Annotated in this window: 26 protein-coding genes; 23 read left to right on the forward strand and 3 right to left on the reverse strand. The window is 43.6% G+C overall.

The genetic code is table 11. From position 1 onward, the window contains the following. Positions 1-140: 140 nt before the first annotated feature. From RJP21_RS30030 to RJP21_RS30040, 3 genes are all read right to left on the reverse strand, one after another. Positions 141-1,808: a recombinase family protein gene (locus tag RJP21_RS30030; protein WP_310862470.1), complete on the reverse strand. Its 1,668-nt coding sequence runs from the start codon at positions 1,806-1,808 to the stop codon at positions 141-143. A gap of 24 nt (positions 1,809-1,832) precedes the next feature. After that, positions 1,833-2,681, reverse strand: coding sequence for an ImmA/IrrE family metallo-endopeptidase (locus RJP21_RS30035; protein WP_310862471.1), 849 nt, complete (start codon positions 2,679-2,681; stop codon positions 1,833-1,835). A gap of 66 nt (positions 2,682-2,747) precedes the next feature. Then, positions 2,748-3,095 (reverse strand): helix-turn-helix domain-containing protein, encoded by a 348-nt coding sequence (locus RJP21_RS30040; RefSeq protein WP_310862472.1) that lies wholly within the window; start codon positions 3,093-3,095, stop codon positions 2,748-2,750. Between the two features lie 149 nt (positions 3,096-3,244). Between RJP21_RS30040 and RJP21_RS30045 the strand changes: the two genes are divergently transcribed. The 23 genes from RJP21_RS30045 (at position 3,245) to RJP21_RS30155 (ending at position 14,085) form a co-directional block, all read left to right on the forward strand. Continuing rightward, positions 3,245-3,466, forward strand: coding sequence for a helix-turn-helix domain-containing protein (locus RJP21_RS30045; protein WP_310862473.1), 222 nt, complete (start codon positions 3,245-3,247; stop codon positions 3,464-3,466). Between the two features lie 81 nt (positions 3,467-3,547). After that, on the forward strand, positions 3,548-3,739 hold the full coding sequence (locus RJP21_RS30050; RefSeq protein WP_310862474.1) for a hypothetical protein: 192 nt from the start codon (positions 3,548-3,550) through the stop codon (positions 3,737-3,739). A 163-nt stretch (positions 3,740-3,902) separates the two neighbouring features. Further along, entirely contained in the window at positions 3,903-4,418 is a 516-nt protein-coding gene (locus RJP21_RS30055; RefSeq protein ID WP_310862475.1) for an XRE family transcriptional regulator, read from the forward strand. 9 nt (positions 4,419-4,427) lie between these two features. After that, on the forward strand, positions 4,428-4,700 hold the full coding sequence (locus tag RJP21_RS30060) for a hypothetical protein (protein WP_310862476.1): 273 nt from the start codon (positions 4,428-4,430) through the stop codon (positions 4,698-4,700). Beyond that, positions 4,697-4,861, forward strand: a complete 165-nt coding sequence (locus RJP21_RS30065) for a hypothetical protein (RefSeq protein ID WP_310862477.1) — start codon at positions 4,697-4,699, stop codon at positions 4,859-4,861. The genes RJP21_RS30060 and RJP21_RS30065 overlap by 4 nt, the downstream gene beginning before the upstream one ends. 119 nt (positions 4,862-4,980) lie before the next feature. Continuing rightward, positions 4,981-5,292, forward strand: a complete 312-nt coding sequence (locus RJP21_RS30070; RefSeq protein WP_236575974.1) for a hypothetical protein — start codon at positions 4,981-4,983, stop codon at positions 5,290-5,292. Between the two features lie 6 nt (positions 5,293-5,298). After that, the gene (locus RJP21_RS30075) at positions 5,299-5,520 is read left to right on the forward strand and encodes a hypothetical protein (RefSeq protein WP_310862478.1); all 222 of its coding nucleotides are present in this window, start codon (positions 5,299-5,301) and stop codon (positions 5,518-5,520) included. Between the two features lie 69 nt (positions 5,521-5,589). Continuing rightward, positions 5,590-6,600 (forward strand): DUF4373 domain-containing protein, encoded by a 1,011-nt coding sequence (locus RJP21_RS30080; RefSeq protein ID WP_310862479.1) that lies wholly within the window; start codon positions 5,590-5,592, stop codon positions 6,598-6,600. Beyond that, positions 6,593-6,952, forward strand: a complete 360-nt coding sequence (locus RJP21_RS30085; protein WP_310862480.1) for a hypothetical protein — start codon at positions 6,593-6,595, stop codon at positions 6,950-6,952. Before RJP21_RS30080 ends, RJP21_RS30085 begins: the two co-directional genes overlap by 8 nt. Before the next feature lie 21 nt (positions 6,953-6,973). Beyond that, complete coding sequence (locus RJP21_RS30090) at positions 6,974-7,159, forward strand: hypothetical protein (RefSeq protein ID WP_310862481.1); 186 nt, start codon at positions 6,974-6,976, stop codon at positions 7,157-7,159. Continuing rightward, entirely contained in the window at positions 7,149-7,484 is a 336-nt protein-coding gene (locus RJP21_RS30095; RefSeq protein ID WP_310862482.1) for a hypothetical protein, read from the forward strand. The genes RJP21_RS30090 and RJP21_RS30095 overlap by 11 nt, the downstream gene beginning before the upstream one ends. Beyond that, positions 7,468-7,815, forward strand: coding sequence for a Cas9 inhibitor AcrIIA9 family protein (locus tag RJP21_RS30100; protein WP_310862483.1), 348 nt, complete (start codon positions 7,468-7,470; stop codon positions 7,813-7,815). The genes RJP21_RS30095 and RJP21_RS30100 overlap by 17 nt, the downstream gene beginning before the upstream one ends. 10 nt (positions 7,816-7,825) lie before the next feature. After that, positions 7,826-9,361: a PcfJ domain-containing protein gene (locus tag RJP21_RS30105; protein ID WP_310862484.1), complete on the forward strand. Its 1,536-nt coding sequence runs from the start codon at positions 7,826-7,828 to the stop codon at positions 9,359-9,361. Continuing rightward, positions 9,358-10,275, forward strand: coding sequence for a DUF3102 domain-containing protein (locus RJP21_RS30110; protein WP_310862485.1), 918 nt, complete (start codon positions 9,358-9,360; stop codon positions 10,273-10,275). Before RJP21_RS30105 ends, RJP21_RS30110 begins: the two co-directional genes overlap by 4 nt. Then, entirely contained in the window at positions 10,272-10,526 is a 255-nt protein-coding gene (locus RJP21_RS30115; protein WP_310862486.1) for a hypothetical protein, read from the forward strand. The genes RJP21_RS30110 and RJP21_RS30115 overlap by 4 nt, the downstream gene beginning before the upstream one ends. 133 nt (positions 10,527-10,659) lie before the next feature. After that, a complete protein-coding gene (locus RJP21_RS30120) occupies positions 10,660-10,947 on the forward strand; it encodes a hypothetical protein (RefSeq protein WP_310862487.1) in 288 nt (95 codons plus the stop codon). Between the two features lie 68 nt (positions 10,948-11,015). Continuing rightward, positions 11,016-11,192 (forward strand): hypothetical protein, encoded by a 177-nt coding sequence (locus RJP21_RS30125; RefSeq protein ID WP_310862488.1) that lies wholly within the window; start codon positions 11,016-11,018, stop codon positions 11,190-11,192. 12 nt (positions 11,193-11,204) lie between these two features. Beyond that, on the forward strand, positions 11,205-11,426 hold the full coding sequence (locus RJP21_RS30130; RefSeq protein WP_310862489.1) for a hypothetical protein: 222 nt from the start codon (positions 11,205-11,207) through the stop codon (positions 11,424-11,426). A gap of 36 nt (positions 11,427-11,462) precedes the next feature. Further along, positions 11,463-11,723 carry a hypothetical protein gene (locus RJP21_RS30135; RefSeq protein ID WP_310862490.1) on the forward strand — a complete coding sequence of 87 codons (261 nt, stop codon included), beginning with the start codon at positions 11,463-11,465 and terminating at the stop codon, positions 11,721-11,723. Between the two features lie 103 nt (positions 11,724-11,826). Next, entirely contained in the window at positions 11,827-12,219 is a 393-nt protein-coding gene (locus RJP21_RS30140) for a hypothetical protein (protein WP_310862491.1), read from the forward strand. 499 nt (positions 12,220-12,718) lie between these two features. Continuing rightward, on the forward strand, positions 12,719-13,267 hold the full coding sequence (locus RJP21_RS30145; RefSeq protein WP_310862492.1) for a site-specific integrase: 549 nt from the start codon (positions 12,719-12,721) through the stop codon (positions 13,265-13,267). Positions 13,268-13,439: 172 nt separating this feature from the next. Then, complete coding sequence (locus RJP21_RS30150; RefSeq protein WP_310862493.1) at positions 13,440-13,742, forward strand: hypothetical protein; 303 nt, start codon at positions 13,440-13,442, stop codon at positions 13,740-13,742. Further along, the gene (locus RJP21_RS30155; RefSeq protein WP_310862494.1) at positions 13,732-14,085 is read left to right on the forward strand and encodes an HNH endonuclease; all 354 of its coding nucleotides are present in this window, start codon (positions 13,732-13,734) and stop codon (positions 14,083-14,085) included. Before RJP21_RS30150 ends, RJP21_RS30155 begins: the two co-directional genes overlap by 11 nt. The last annotated feature ends 73 nt before the right edge of the window (positions 14,086-14,158 follow it).

A 14,158-nucleotide genomic window follows, 5' to 3' on the forward strand; every position in this document is an offset into this window, starting at 1 on the left:
TTAACAGAGGTTGGGATAATATAACCATGATGAATCGATTTTTGATTGCATGTAGCCTAACATATAATAAGGAAGTTTCTCGCGAGAATTATGAACGACAACTATGATGTGCAGAAGAATTCGCGCACTGTAGTTATCGTTCATTGGTATGACCGTGGAAGCTTAGGATAAAGCGTAAGATCAAACATTTTCATGCTGTCAGGTCTAGACCAATGGCCTCTGACAGTTTTTTTGTATGTGCAGCCTTCAAGAACTGACTTCAGCAGTTCATTTCTTAATGCCGGATCATCCGTTTTTGGATATGTGTCCAGTACGTGCTGCACTTTCGGGATTATATCCACCTTGGCTTGTCGACGGCTCTTTTCAAGTTGAAGCTCCTTAATAGCAGATTCCAGAGCCTCTTCCGCCTCAGCGATCCGAGTTGCAAGCACCTGAGACCGTTCCATGTATTTTTCTAATGAGTATATCTTTTGCTCTAATAAATCATCTAGGTTTCCGCTCTGTCTTCTCAGTTCATCTATTTTCTTGTGTAGCTGCTGAACTATTGCTTCCTTTACAGCAATAAGGGATTCGTCATTTTTAATTCCTTCAGAATCTCCTTTTGCACTTTCCCATTCCGCCTTGTAGTTTTCCAACCATCTACTTAAACCTTCAAGTATGCGATCCTCTACCAAATCAAAAGCAGAGCTTACATTTGTGCAAGTTGGCGTGACGCAAATAAGGGATGGAGGCTGATTTCGATTATACGGCCGCCTAACCATTAGTCTGCCGCACAATTCACACCTCACTAGTCCAGCCAGACTGCTTGTGATGACGCCAGTAGGAGCAGGAGCATGGGAACGGCCTCCCATTATCTCTTGGGCTTTATCCCATATTTCTTTGGAGACGAGCGGTTCATGTAGACCTTCACCTGTGACCCATTTTTTTCTATCAACCCTCGGTCTGGTTTTTGTAACAACACCTTTAGACCGAGCCTTAACTTGTGGCCTTCTCTTTCCGGCGATCACTCCATAATAGACCGGGTTTCTTATGATACCGTTAATCGTGGCTAGGACCCACACGCTATTTTTAGCCGTTGGTATTTTAAGTTCGTTCAGTTTATTGGCTATCATACTTGTACCCATACCTTGGTTTACATACATATCAAAAATCATTTTGATAACTGGCGCTTGATCAGGGTGGGGTACTAATGTGTATCCCTTTTCTTTTTCGAGTTTTCGGCGCAAATAACCATACGGAGGAATATTCCCTATGAACTTTCCTTCTTTGACAGAATCCATACGTCCAGCCTGCTGTCGGCGGTTTATTGTTTTGTACTCCCTACGTGACATAAATAGCCCGAATTCAAAATATTCTTCGTCAAATTCATTGTTTGGATCATAAATCTTGGTAGGTGTAATTATTTTTGTTCCTGAGTATTTAAAAGTTTGCGCTATTATCCCTTGGTCTACGGTGTCCCCACGCGCTAGGCGTTCGATTTCCATTACGAATATGCCCTTGAATTTTCCATCCTCCACTAATTGAAGGACTTCTTGCATGACGGGGCGGTGCTCAATACTCTCACCAGAAACAACTTCCCGAAATATGTTTTCTGGTTTAATATTTACACCCATTTTACGAGCGAGTTCAAGCAAGTTTCTTTCATGGCGGGCTAAAGTTTCCCCTTCACCACGTGCCTCTGCTTCGATATCAGCGCGTGATTTCCGCAGATACAGACCGTATTCGTCCATAATGTATTTAATCTCAGGTCGCTTTTCTGCTCCGATATCTATATGTGATTTTCCTTGATACTCTTTGTATTTCTCCATAGATTCAACCCTCCCGAGGAGATTTTAAAAACAAACGACGTTTTCAACGTCTCTCATTTGGATAACAAATCTTTTTGCTGATCGTCCGTAGATCAAGTTCAGGACAGCAAAATTCACGCCGATCTTCCCATTTTTATATATCAGATCCTGTTCCTTAAGTTGTGTGCATTTATAACCGTAGAAATCTTCAATTTCCAACCGTTCAAATGGTCCATTGGGATCAAAAAAATAGGTGATTTGTGAGTCCATGGCATCCGAGCTTGCTTCTAATATGAGCTGAGTTGGACCGGTGATGTCTGAGTTGAAATCATAATAAGCATACAACTGAATTCCTTCCGTGAACACTTCATGTTCCCCGCGAAATAATTCCTGTTGTTCAATAAAAGACCGATCCATCTTTCCTTGCAAATCCCTACGCTGAATCTGGTTAAGGCGTTTTTCTGCAAACTCGATAGATACGTGGAATTTTTTTGAAATATATTTGATGGCTTCTCCACGCCGATTCGGTATAGGTAATTTCTTTACCATAAAAAAGGGGACGGCAGCGTACATCATAAAATGATCTGCCTCCAATTCTTGGCCCTGAGTAAATAATTGAGGGAGGGAACGCTGATCTCCAGAATGCCTTAAGACATGGCAGAGCTCATGAAAGAATACTGTACGCTGCTCATGTTCCTTTAATCGTTTATCTATAAAGATGACTCTTTTTTCATTGTCAGAACAAGAAATGCAATTATCAAAGAAAACTTCAATGTTAAAGGTATCTGCTATTATTGGGATCTCAAGGTCTTTTGCTTCTACAATTCCGTTGTTAATGTACAACTCCGAAATAAACTCTTCCAATATTGTCTCAGCATAGTAAGGATATCTCATATTGCACCTCTGTTAAGAATATATGTTCGTAATATGAGTAAAAAATAAAAGCCATTGCTGGCTAATTTATTTATTTCTGTTCACTTGTTGGGCCGCTCTTCGTTTCATTTCACGGTATCGTTCCAAAGCAGCTTCCATTTCTTCAATCTCGTCGGGAGTATATTTATCTGGCCCCCCAAAAAAAGACAGGTTTGTCTCACTGGGTACACTTGGAACAATTGTTCGTCCCATCAAATAATCCACTGAAACATCAAAAAAGCTTGCAAACTTATCAATAGTTTCTAAGTCAGGTTTGCGGCTCCCGTTTTCGTATCCTGAAATAGTGGACTCTGCAAGACTAAACTTAGCGCCAAAATCTCTCATTGTAAGCCCGTGCTCTTTGCGCAATTTGCGCAAACGTGCTCCATCAAACATAGTTATCACCTAAAAATATTATACTTTGCACTTTGCAGAATGAAAATAATACTTTTAGAAACTTTGCAAAATGCATTGACACTTTGCAAAACGCAATGTATTATATAAATAACTTCACAAAACGAGTAGTTGATCAGGGAGGTGAAAGAGTGATCAATCCAATTAAGAGTGCGAGACTAGCTGCTGGATTCACCCTTGGTGAAGCCGCCAAGGAACTGCATATCCCTGTAGGATACTTGTCCCAAATTGAAAATGGTCAACGACAAGTTGATCCCGTCCGAGCGGAAAAGATCGCTCATCTTTATAAAGTAGCAAGAGACAAAATTTTTTTAGCCAGTCGCTACGCAGTACGCGAAGTTTCGGGCGAATAATCTGTACAAAAGGAGTAGTGATTATTAATGGCTGTCCTACAACTCGCACCGCATATACATAATCCCGGGAGGGATGACCAGGTGCAAACATCTAAAATTAATCTTCCAGAACCCAACATTGTTGAAACGTATACTTTCGGCGAAAGTAAAGTCCATATTTGTGACAACTACATGGCCAAAACTCCAGAAGAAGTTCAAAAAGTTCTTAAAGATATGTATTCTGCAGCTTGGAAAATTGTTCATGATGTTCGTTCTAAGGGTGGAACCATCTAGGTTTCACACATGCGGACAAGCCTAAAAGAAGTAAGCCGCCCGAGAGGTACCAGCTGCAGGCGGCGGGGATGAAGGTTGGGGAATGTGTTACTCACAACTAAATATTACAACAATCCCTTGTCCAGAATCATCCCATATAACGGACAAAGGAGATGGTTTTTAAATGGCAATTGGACAATTTGGCACAGCACTCGACGAAGTGCTCAAAAGAAATGGGGAGACACGGGGGGCGGCCGGCGCCGCTGCTCACGTCGACGCCTCATTGATTGGAAAGATTGTAAAGGGGACAAGGAAGCCCACTAAGGAAGTCATGGCATCGACGACCAAGCATTACGATGACGGACAGCTCTACATTGCTGCAGCTGGGGAGGTAACGCAAGGTGCGTCGGTACCCTGGCTGAACAATGTGGACCTCCATAAATCGAGCGTACATATAAAAACCCTAGAAGAAATTCAAGAAGCATTGGACTCCTTACAGAGGGCGCCAATTACGAAGACAAAGGAACAACTGGCCGAAGCAGATATGAAGCAAATAAAGCTGACATTGATGGAATGCGTCGAGGCAATTACCGCATTAACACATTACGTCGCAATTCTCTGTAAGGAATATTGTTTTTCGTGGATGGGAGTTTGGAAGGAGCACCGGGCGTACCTTAAGTCCAAAAAATATCTGAAATGAGGGATTTGAATGCCTAGAGAGGATTTGGTAAAGCAAGCAATCGAAGCTGGCAGAAACGCGAAGCACAATTTACAGCTGATTCGACAGAATCCTGAAATGATGATTGGCGGAAACATTCGAAGCGCAGAAGAGTACCTGAACATGATGATCAATTTAGCAGAAAAAGAAATGAAAAACGCCCGGCGGGCAGGCCGAGCGCTTCGTCTGAGATCACGTCTAATGACTCTCTTATCGTTCATTTTAGCTGAGGGTCGCCAGAAAAGCAAGGGGGGGACGGCATGAAGGATTTCCCACTCTCTCTAGGAGGGATAGGCGCCGGAATTTTGATGCAAGTAATTGCACTCGGTTTATACAATGCAACACCAGCAGAAGGATTTATAGCTTATCTGATCGGTTACATGTTCGGCTGGCTGCTCATAAAAGAGGTGCGCAATATAAGATGAAACGGTGACACGGGCTTTTAGCCCTGTCTTCCGGCGTCGGACAGTATCATAACCTTACTCCTGTCTGGCGTCGGAAGATGCGGCTAAACGCATCATATTTACATAAAGGAGGCATACAGGTGAGCACAATCCCAGCAGATCTAATGAAAGACCGTTACTGGCGGGGCACGTTGCATTTGTTTTTGAATCAGCCAAGGCTCAAAAGTGTCTGCACCACAAAGTACATTGACGTTAACAACCGGATCATAAAAGTCGATGCACTGAAGCGCCAGGCGCAGCCATGGAGTCATTCCGAGAAGTTCATGCTTCAGCTGGCCCTGCACTTGTTCAACGAACGGCATAAAGTAAATTTATCGGACATGGACTTTCTTGATTCAAATAACAAACGCTTGGCGTTTCAGGCCATGCAAATGCGATTCGGGGAGGTCTGAACACACATGAAGAAAGATGTGTTCGCACAGCGTGATATGGAGCGCCGCAGCTTGCGTAAGAGGCTTTGTCGTTTGTATTCCATGTTGATTGACGGCGACCCAGCTACCACGGCAATTATTAATGAAATCAAGGCGCTAAGAGCTCAATTGTTGAAATGCGATCCGGCCGAAGTTATTGAATCTTTCGAGCTCACTCCCAAAAAAAAGAGACCACGCCTGCCAGCGTGATCAACAATTTTACTCAATATTTTTTTCATTATACCACAAACGGGGCAAAAAAGGTGGTGAGCTGGCAAGATGAAGGAAGCTTATTATTTTTCGCACGATTCTAATGCCCGCCATGATCCCAAGATATCTGCAATGCGCGGTGTATATGGAGCAGAAGGTTATGGATGGTATTGGATGATCATTGAAATGATGCGGGATTCGGATGGATATAAATTGGACATGCAATCCAAATACGCATTTAATGCATTTGCATTACAGTTGCAGGCGGATTGCTCAAAAATTGAAGAATTTGTTGCAGATTGTATTAACGAGTTTCACCTGTTTGAATCCGATGGAAAGTTCTTCTGGAGTAATTCGCTAATTCGCCGGATGGCCCAAAGGGAAGAAGTAAGGGCTAAAAGGTCAGCAGCTGCAAAAGCTAGATGGGATAAGGAAAAGTCGGAGTCTGGCAAAGCCAGCGAAAATGCACAGCCTATGCAAATGCATGACCAAAGCAATGCAAATGCAATGCAAGGAAAGGAAAGTAAAGGAAAGGAAAGTAAAGGAAATAAAAAAGAAAATAAAAAGATGAGTCCCGAACCGCCTTCAGCAGTTCAGGACAATCATCCTCCTCAAAAGGATAACAAGGATAAGTATGGTCCAGAAAACACCTATTACAAAATGGCCGTGTATTTTAAAAACAAAATTGACGAAATGGCAGCCAGAGAGGGGCTGCAGCATTTAACCGGGAAGACGAACCTTCAAACCTGGGCTGATGACTTTAGAAAACTGGTAGAGCTGGACAAGCAGTCAGATAAGGATTTAATCCGATCGGTTATGGATTGGGTTGTAAACGATGACTTTTGGAAAAGCAATGTTTTGAGCGCTGAGAAATTTCGCAAACAGTTTCCAAGACTTGTACTGGCAATGAAGAAAAAAACGAATTCATCAAAAGTCGTACCAATTGGAACAAGTAAAAAGCCACAAATTTCAATGGCAGCCCCGTCATCGGAGCCTGAGATATCTGATGCCGAATTCGAAGAGATGATGCGTATGGCTAAGGAAATGAGCACCAACAAGGGTGGGAGAAGTCATGCGTAAGCTCTGGCTTAACAAGGTTCAAGCACAAGATAGCGGAAAGCCTTGCTTGATACCCTTTCAAGTCGAAATCAATGGTGAATGGGTGTGGGATGGAAGATGGACAAGGCCAGCTCCGATTGCGGATATTCTGCTGCCATACACACGCTGCAAACAAGTCGGATGCCCGGTGCAATACAGGGAAAGCCCCGCAGCTTATGTTTATAACGCTGCTGAAAAAAGTCAATTTCGCTACGTTCCGTTTTGGGCACGGTTTATCGAGGAAATTGACATGACTAAGGTGGATGCACAGGAGGCCAAGATATTAGGCTTCCGCCGTGGCGACGGTGTAAGGAATTTTGAAAAAACGAGTTGACCGAGAACGGAGGTTTTCTTGATGAATAGATGGACCGTTTTCGAATATCTAAAATCTCGAACGTTGGCTACTGGACATATTCCTACTCGCCAGGAGCTCGAGTCTGAATTTCGTGGTTTGGATCCGGAAGAGATCGATGGCGGCATTCAGGAGTTTGGTCAACGTCTTGGAAATTGGATGAAGGAGGAATCATTGCATGCCCAATAAAAAGGGATGGTATACGAAAACTGAAGTGTTGGAGTCAGGGTTGCCATATTATATCCCGCGTTCAGACCGCTGGACAGCCAAACCGTATCCTTTCGCGGTGCTGCTGACTAAGACACGCTGTAAAGAGTTGGGCGTTCCGATCCTTGAAAGCGGCCGAGAGTATCCATCTGCATTCCGGTACGCCGCCGCTGCGGGCTCGGGAACGGATGATAATAAACATCGCTTCATTCCACTCTATGATCGGACTGTATCGTACGATCTGCTAAAGGATCATCTGTACAAACATGAAATTATGAGGGGGGATACGGATGCAGGAAGCAATTAATAAGCTACGAGCCGAAATCGAGAAAAACAAGACCAATCCATACATCCAGGTGATCGGTGAGTTCCTAATCAAACATATCGAAGCTAATCCGGATAGCGCTGAAAAGGTTCTTGACGCGGATAAAACGATTGCGAAGAGTTTGGAAGCTATGAAGAACGAGGCCAGAAAAAAACAGCATAACGGCATGGCCATGCTCACGGATACGGAAGGTTTTGCGATTGTTTTGAAATATTTTGGGATGCAGGGTGAACCGGCTCCGTTCAAGCCGGAGCAGCATTCTCCGGAGCCGGAAAAGCCAAATTTTGACGTAAAACTAGAAGATCTTCTGTGAGGTGAAAGAAATGGATTGGCAGGAGTTCTCGGCACACTTCCCGACCCAAATTAGCAAATCTCTTGTTAGATATGTCAATGAAACGGTTCTTAAATCGAGCAGGTACCTGTTTGTAAAAACGGTGGCTGGTGTTCAATTTGCATACTGCACCTACTGCAATAAGCAACATCGTACTGTAAGTCGTTTGAAGCACAAACAGTTAGAACCTGTGAAATGTCCGCATTGCAATTCTTCTTGCCAAGTACGTGCGGCCGGAGTGAGCCGCAAATATATGGTGGATAAGGCTGTTCTGGTTTGGTATGAAAAGTCAAAAGTCAATCCCAAGGCTATTACGGCGAGAATCATTCATGTGATTCGAGACTATAGCGGCGACTTCAAGGAAGTGGAGACGCAATATAATTGCAGCCACCTATATCTTTTTGAACCAGGCCGGAGCTACTATTTCAACACTTGGAGCAAAGTTCCAAACAAAAGCGTTTCATCAGCTTTTGATCGCTATTTCAGCGGTTTCAGTCGTTGGGAAAAGTTCAGATCGGATTCAAATATACGCCGTGCTGTTAAAGGAACGCCTTTCGAATATTCAACGTGGGAACAGTACGTGGAATACGAAAACAAGAATTACGTTTCGGATATGGTTTGTTTTTTTGACCTGGCAGCCCGATATCCATGTGTGGAGTATCTAACTAAAGCCGGAATGCAAGGGATGATATGGGCGAAGCTTTATAACTCTCCAACGCATGGTGCTATTAACTGGAATGGCAAGACACTGACCAAGGTTCTCCGTATCACTAAGCAAGATATCAAAGAGGCACGAGCTTCAGGCCTTCCTTTCGAACCACACCATTTGCGTTATTACCAGCTTGCAAGAAAGAAGGGTCTTCCAATAAGCATTACTGAAGCCTTTATCTTTGCCGATCTTAGATATTCAATGTATGAGGATTATTACAAGATTGCTTTGACATGGGCACCGGAGAAGAAAATAATCAAGTATTTTCTTAAACAGCTACGAAAAGGGCATTACACAAAATCGACTACAATCCTTACGGATTGGCGTGATTATAGAAAACAATGTGAGGAACTCGGAATTAATCTGAAAGAAGAGCACAACTTATTTCCTAACGATTTGCACGAGGCACACCTAAAGCTTACACGTCGGATCAAAATGAAGAATGATAAGCAACTAAACGAGAAGATAACCCGGCGTCTGCCTGACCTTGAAAAGTTCAGTTTTGAATGGAATGGTTATCTGATAAGACCAGCCCGGTCATCGATCGAATTGTTTGAAGAAGGAAAACACCTGTTACATTGCGTTGGCGGATATTCCAACTCATACGCAGAAGGAAGAACAAACATTTTTTTTGTTCGAAAGAAAAGCAATCCAGAAGTGCCTTTTTACACAATGGAGGTACGAGGGGAATATGTCGTCCAATGTCGAGGATATGACAATTGTGATATGACACCAGAAATAGAATTGCTGGTAAAACGATTTATCGCTCAGAAGATAAAACCCAAGAAAAATAAAATAAAGGTAGGAATTGCCGTATGACCACACAAATGACCATCCAGCGCACAGCCGATGTTATTGCCGCAGAGATTCGTTCGATCGACCAACAAGCGAGACAATATGTATTGCAGTCTGCTATCGATATTGGCACGAGGCTGAAAGAAGCCAAAGAACTGGTACCGCATGGGGAATGGGGAACGTGGCTCAAAAACAACGTGAATTATAGTCAGTCTACGGCGATCAACTTCATGAAAGTATCCGAAGAGTACGCGAATTCCCAAGCGCTTGCAAATTTGTCATACACCCAAGCGGTGCAGCTGCTGTCCATTCCAGCGGAAGAACGAGAACAGTTTGTACAAGAAAACAATGTCACGGAGTTATCAACAAGAGAGCTGAAAGAAGTCATCAAGGAAAAGAAGGCTTTGGAAAAGCAGTTACAAAAGGCGAATGAGCAAGCGGAGTACGAGCGCCTTGAACGTGAGAAGCTTGAACGAAGCTTGTCCGAAATGCAGCAGCAGAACGCAATGAATTACGAGCTGGCCGAACGATATAAAGCAGAAATCGAGGCAGCAACGGCATCCGGCAATGATGAACAAGCCGCCAAGTTGCAGGAAGAGCTGAACAAGGCCCAGGCTTCACTTGTAGACTCAAACAAGAAAATCAAGGAGCTTGAAAAGCAGCTGAAGGCGAAACCGATCGACATTCCTGCCAAGGAAATCATCGAGAAGGTTCCGGAGGCAGTTGAAAAAGAACTGGAGCAGCTGCGAGAGAAAGTAAAACGAAGTGATAATAAGGCTCTGGCAAAGTTCGCGGTGTACTTCGAGGCGGTCACGAATAATTTCAGCAATCTCCTATCTGTCCTTCATGAAATCAAAACCAATGTGCCGGAGGAGTATGAAAAGTATCGCAACGCTGCAGCCGGCTTGCTCGATCGCATGGGAGAAAAGGTTAAATGAACCCCAAGGCCGTGCAGATGATCGAAAATGCGCTCGATCCCTTAATCCGATCCGGTTGCCGGATCGAGCGTCTAAATCTTGTTGTATGTCCGGCTGCCGAAATAGCACAACACCAGACGGTCAGAACGAGATACGGACAAATCCGAGTCAAGCCGGATGGATTTGTCAGAAAAGGGCTTTCTTACATCATTGAGGATCCTGGCCGGAAGGGAAGAGGCTTTGCTTGGGTGTCAGGTTATAAGGCGCAGTAGTCACAAAAGCGAAGGGGAGAAGCACCTTGGCGAAAATGAGGTTTATTTATGAAAAAAGGTGGTAAAAATTTGGGATTTACCGCTGAAGCTCCGAATGATGAAGAATGCTATGAATTGGGAGTTGAGCGATAAAATGAATTATGCAAAGGTAAGCGGAAAGAACGTTGTAATTACATTGCCAATTGATTTATTGGTTACAGCATTCAATTACTACCCAGAAAAATATGATGATGAAATTAAAGTTAAATACAGAAATCAATTTGCAAAGGGGTTCGCTAACCTTGTAAATGAGCATTCGACAAATGGAGAAAGCGGCCTGACAGTATTCCAAGAATGGATGGATTCAATTTTCGATGAAATGATTGAAAGTGATGCGCAATACATCAAATATCCAAAAGAGGATCGTATGCGGCCGAAGTAATTGAAATTATGAAACGTCATGGGCCTTGGGGTTAAGGCTTAGCCTATCCATACCAGGAGGGATAAAGAGTGAAGCGAAAGGTAGTTTATCTCCAAGACAATATGCTTGATGCAAACGGGATCGTAATATTTGGGGCGGACATTCCATACCAAGTAAACCATAAAAACGGTATCACGAATGAAGATGGCTTAAACGTACCAATCAATCATATATGGGTTGACTTTCATGTTGTTCATCAAGCATAGGAGGGATACACAATGTTAGCAGGGATGCAAATGAAATTTACGGTTCTGAAAAATGATGACATTTTGAATTTAGATCCTGATTCTTTGTCAGCGCTCGATCGAGTGGTTGGAGAAATTATGGATAATCGAAAAGCCGAGGGAAAGAAAAGTAACACGTACCTTGTAATTAACACGGATGAACCGTATGCGGCAGAAATAATTGAAATTATGAAACGTCATGGACATTGGGGTTAAGGCCTTGGCCAATCCATACCGGGAGGGAATATACAAATGAAGGATACAGCGAAAATAAAAGCGATCAACTCATTAGAAGTCATAGAGTGGTCCGCTGGATTAGGCGAACTGGAATATGTGCTTGCAGCGCGAACGGATGAAAATTTGCAGGTTTTACTGGCTGCAGGATTTACTGGCGAAGAGATTGCACACGCGACGGACGATGGTGAAATGGAAATTGATTTATCGACGTTGGCCTTGAACTATACAAGCGCAAATTGTTGGGATAAGGACAAAGGTTTTTACCAAGAGGAATGACGTAGCATAAAAATGAATCCACCGTAGTGATTTGGCCGTCTCTCGGTGGATTCAAACACATGTTCCTTTCATTATTATACCAAATAATGAGGGGATGAGGGGAATGTTGTTGTCAGCAGTAATGATGGGAGAGCAAGGGGAGCTCTGGCCGTCCGTAACCGAAACAGACAAGCTGAAAACTCGGAAATTACTCGAAAACTACATGAAAGACAAGCAAATGGTACTGGCATTTTCCCGAAAATCCAATCTACCGGAGCAAATGCAAAAGGTTTACCAGGCTAAAAAAGATGAAGTCGAAATCATTGAACTAGCTTTAAACTTGATCCAAGACGACCAAATAAAAAGGGTCATTGAGCACAGATTTTTTAAACTCAGAAGATACACGGATACCGTTATGTTTTACAGTGGCTGCATGAGCAATAGCACGGTTGATCGTTACATTGATAAGGGGATCGCAGCTATTGCTGATAGCCTAAAATTGTGGGGGATCATCTAAAAAAACTGAGGGAAAGTCGAAGGAATCTTGACGGCGAGCTGACGGCGGTTAGGGGATACAGTGGACTCAGGCAAGGAAAATCTTGCCTGGGAAAAGTCTACTGCCCCTTATCGCTGTAGATGCTCGGCCGTGCTGTGGGTCACATGACCTTAGACGTTAATCGTCAAGGGTGCGGCGTGAGGAGGGGTTAGATGCCCCGAAGTCGCTCCGCCCGGGCGGCATATAAATACGGGCATTTCCATGGCCTCCCGGTAACGTAGGTTCGATTCCTACAAGGCCTTTATTATCATAAGAAATTTACCACAACCGTCCTTTAGGGGCGGTATTTTTTTGAAGGTGGAGGTGCTGGGTACGTTGTGAAACAAAAGAAACCAATGGTTAGGCAGCCGCTGAAGTGTCGGGGGTGTGTTTGGGGCAAATGGGAAGCATCTGCTCAGTATTGCTCCAAACCAAGCAATATGTGCGCTAAAGGCTCTATGCCCAAAGTGGGTGATAAGAAATGAATTTTGTTCAGCCTATTCGGGATCCGGAAGTGCTTCAGGACATAAAAGATTACCTGGAAAGCACAAATTACAGGAACTTCATCATGTTTCTGATCGGCATTTATACCGGCCTTAGAATAAGCGATATTTTAAGGTTGCGAGTAAGGGATGTCAGCGGATCACACATTTCGATCCGTGAGAAAAAGACCGGAAAGCAGAAGAGAATTTTAATTTCGGCTGACTTGAAGAAAAAGCTCATCCCATACATTGAGGGAAAGCCGCCGAATGAATACCTGATTAAAAGCCGGGAAGGGATTAACCGGCCAATAACTCGGGAAATGGCCTATAAGATCATAAGGTCCGTCGGAGAAGAATTCGGTTTGACAGAGTTAGGTTGTCATACTCTCCGCAAAACATTCGGTTATATTTTTTATACCGAAACGACCGACAAAGACATCGGTTTGTTGATGGATTACTTCAATCATGCTTCCTCAAAAATCACGCTCCGATATATCGGGCTGGAACAGGATACGATGGATATGGCCCTGAAACGTCATCGTGCGTAGCCTCAATTACTCATATTAAGGTTACGTGAAACTGATTTTTAGAAACGCCAAGAAAGCTTTGATATGCCTGTATTTTCGGACTGAGCGCGAGTTTAACAAACTATAAGATATGTGTAATTTAATCGCATAAATATTACCAAAAAATCCGGGGTAAAGAGAGAGGATGAAGACGATGTTCAATAGGACATTGAAAAACAGAGAAGAACTCATCAGTGTTATGGATGCTCTTGATGTTCTAGGCAAAGCCTACACGATCAAAAAGGAAATCGAATCTGTGAATTGCCCAGTATTAGGGAAATATGATCGGGAGGCATGGACTGTGATGGAAGCAGATCAAGCGCCTGAGGGTATCACAGTCGGCAACTTGAAAGTGAAGATTGATATTGATACCTCATCGCTTGAAGGAGCTATAGAGATTTGTGACAAGATCCAAGAAAGGTTACGCATTAAAGGGAATACGTGCGATGCCAAGTAAAGCAAGGAGGCCGTGCTCTTACCCTGGTTGCCCTGCCCTGACGAGTGAGGGGAGCAGATGCAATGAACATCGGCGGGCTGTTGATCGTAGCAGAGGTACCGCAGCAGAGAGGGGGTATGACGGTAAGTGGAGGAAGGCTCGGGCGGAATATCTACGGAATCATCCGCTGTGCAAACATTGCCAGGACAACAACAAATTGACTGAGGCAACACGAGTTGACCATATCATTCCGCATAAAGGAAATAGGCAATTGTTCTGGGACAGGAATAATTGGCAGCCATTGTGTGAGTCGTGCCACAACCGTAAGACAGCGAAAGAGGATGGAGGGTTTGGGAATGGGTAAATCCGATGAATTTGCCATCACTGTTTCTTAATTGAAGGGGTAGGGGGGTCAAATCTCTGAGAGACTTTGCCTA

Source organism: Paenibacillus sp. VCA1 (assembly GCF_031583795.1).
GTDB classification, from domain to species: domain Bacteria; phylum Bacillota; class Bacilli; order Paenibacillales; family Paenibacillaceae; genus Paenibacillus_AQ; species Paenibacillus_AQ albilobatus.

Coding starts and splice junctions, on each gene's coding strand:
- RJP21_RS30030 (WP_310862470.1), bottom strand. CDS start 1,808: ATGGAGAAATACAAAGAGTATCAAGGAAAATCACATATAGATATCGGA.
- RJP21_RS30035 (WP_310862471.1), bottom strand. CDS start 2,681: ATGAGATATCCTTACTATGCTGAGACAATATTGGAAGAGTTTATTTCG.
- RJP21_RS30040 (WP_310862472.1), bottom strand. CDS start 3,095: ATGTTTGATGGAGCACGTTTGCGCAAATTGCGCAAAGAGCACGGGCTT.
- RJP21_RS30055 (WP_310862475.1), top strand. CDS start 3,903: ATGGCAATTGGACAATTTGGCACAGCACTCGACGAAGTGCTCAAAAGA.
- RJP21_RS30060 (WP_310862476.1), top strand. CDS start 4,428: ATGCCTAGAGAGGATTTGGTAAAGCAAGCAATCGAAGCTGGCAGAAAC.
- RJP21_RS30065 (WP_310862477.1), top strand. CDS start 4,697: ATGAAGGATTTCCCACTCTCTCTAGGAGGGATAGGCGCCGGAATTTTG.
- RJP21_RS30075 (WP_310862478.1), top strand. CDS start 5,299: ATGAAGAAAGATGTGTTCGCACAGCGTGATATGGAGCGCCGCAGCTTG.
- RJP21_RS30080 (WP_310862479.1), top strand. CDS start 5,590: ATGAAGGAAGCTTATTATTTTTCGCACGATTCTAATGCCCGCCATGAT.
- RJP21_RS30085 (WP_310862480.1), top strand. CDS start 6,593: ATGCGTAAGCTCTGGCTTAACAAGGTTCAAGCACAAGATAGCGGAAAG.
- RJP21_RS30090 (WP_310862481.1), top strand. CDS start 6,974: ATGAATAGATGGACCGTTTTCGAATATCTAAAATCTCGAACGTTGGCT.
- RJP21_RS30095 (WP_310862482.1), top strand. CDS start 7,149: ATGCCCAATAAAAAGGGATGGTATACGAAAACTGAAGTGTTGGAGTCA.
- RJP21_RS30100 (WP_310862483.1), top strand. CDS start 7,468: ATGCAGGAAGCAATTAATAAGCTACGAGCCGAAATCGAGAAAAACAAG.
- RJP21_RS30105 (WP_310862484.1), top strand. CDS start 7,826: ATGGATTGGCAGGAGTTCTCGGCACACTTCCCGACCCAAATTAGCAAA.
- RJP21_RS30110 (WP_310862485.1), top strand. CDS start 9,358: ATGACCACACAAATGACCATCCAGCGCACAGCCGATGTTATTGCCGCA.
- RJP21_RS30115 (WP_310862486.1), top strand. CDS start 10,272: ATGAACCCCAAGGCCGTGCAGATGATCGAAAATGCGCTCGATCCCTTA.
- RJP21_RS30120 (WP_310862487.1), top strand. CDS start 10,660: ATGAATTATGCAAAGGTAAGCGGAAAGAACGTTGTAATTACATTGCCA.
- RJP21_RS30130 (WP_310862489.1), top strand. CDS start 11,205: ATGTTAGCAGGGATGCAAATGAAATTTACGGTTCTGAAAAATGATGAC.
- RJP21_RS30135 (WP_310862490.1), top strand. CDS start 11,463: ATGAAGGATACAGCGAAAATAAAAGCGATCAACTCATTAGAAGTCATA.
- RJP21_RS30140 (WP_310862491.1), top strand. CDS start 11,827: ATGTTGTTGTCAGCAGTAATGATGGGAGAGCAAGGGGAGCTCTGGCCG.
- RJP21_RS30145 (WP_310862492.1), top strand. CDS start 12,719: ATGAATTTTGTTCAGCCTATTCGGGATCCGGAAGTGCTTCAGGACATA.
- RJP21_RS30150 (WP_310862493.1), top strand. CDS start 13,440: ATGTTCAATAGGACATTGAAAAACAGAGAAGAACTCATCAGTGTTATG.
- RJP21_RS30155 (WP_310862494.1), top strand. CDS start 13,732: ATGCCAAGTAAAGCAAGGAGGCCGTGCTCTTACCCTGGTTGCCCTGCC.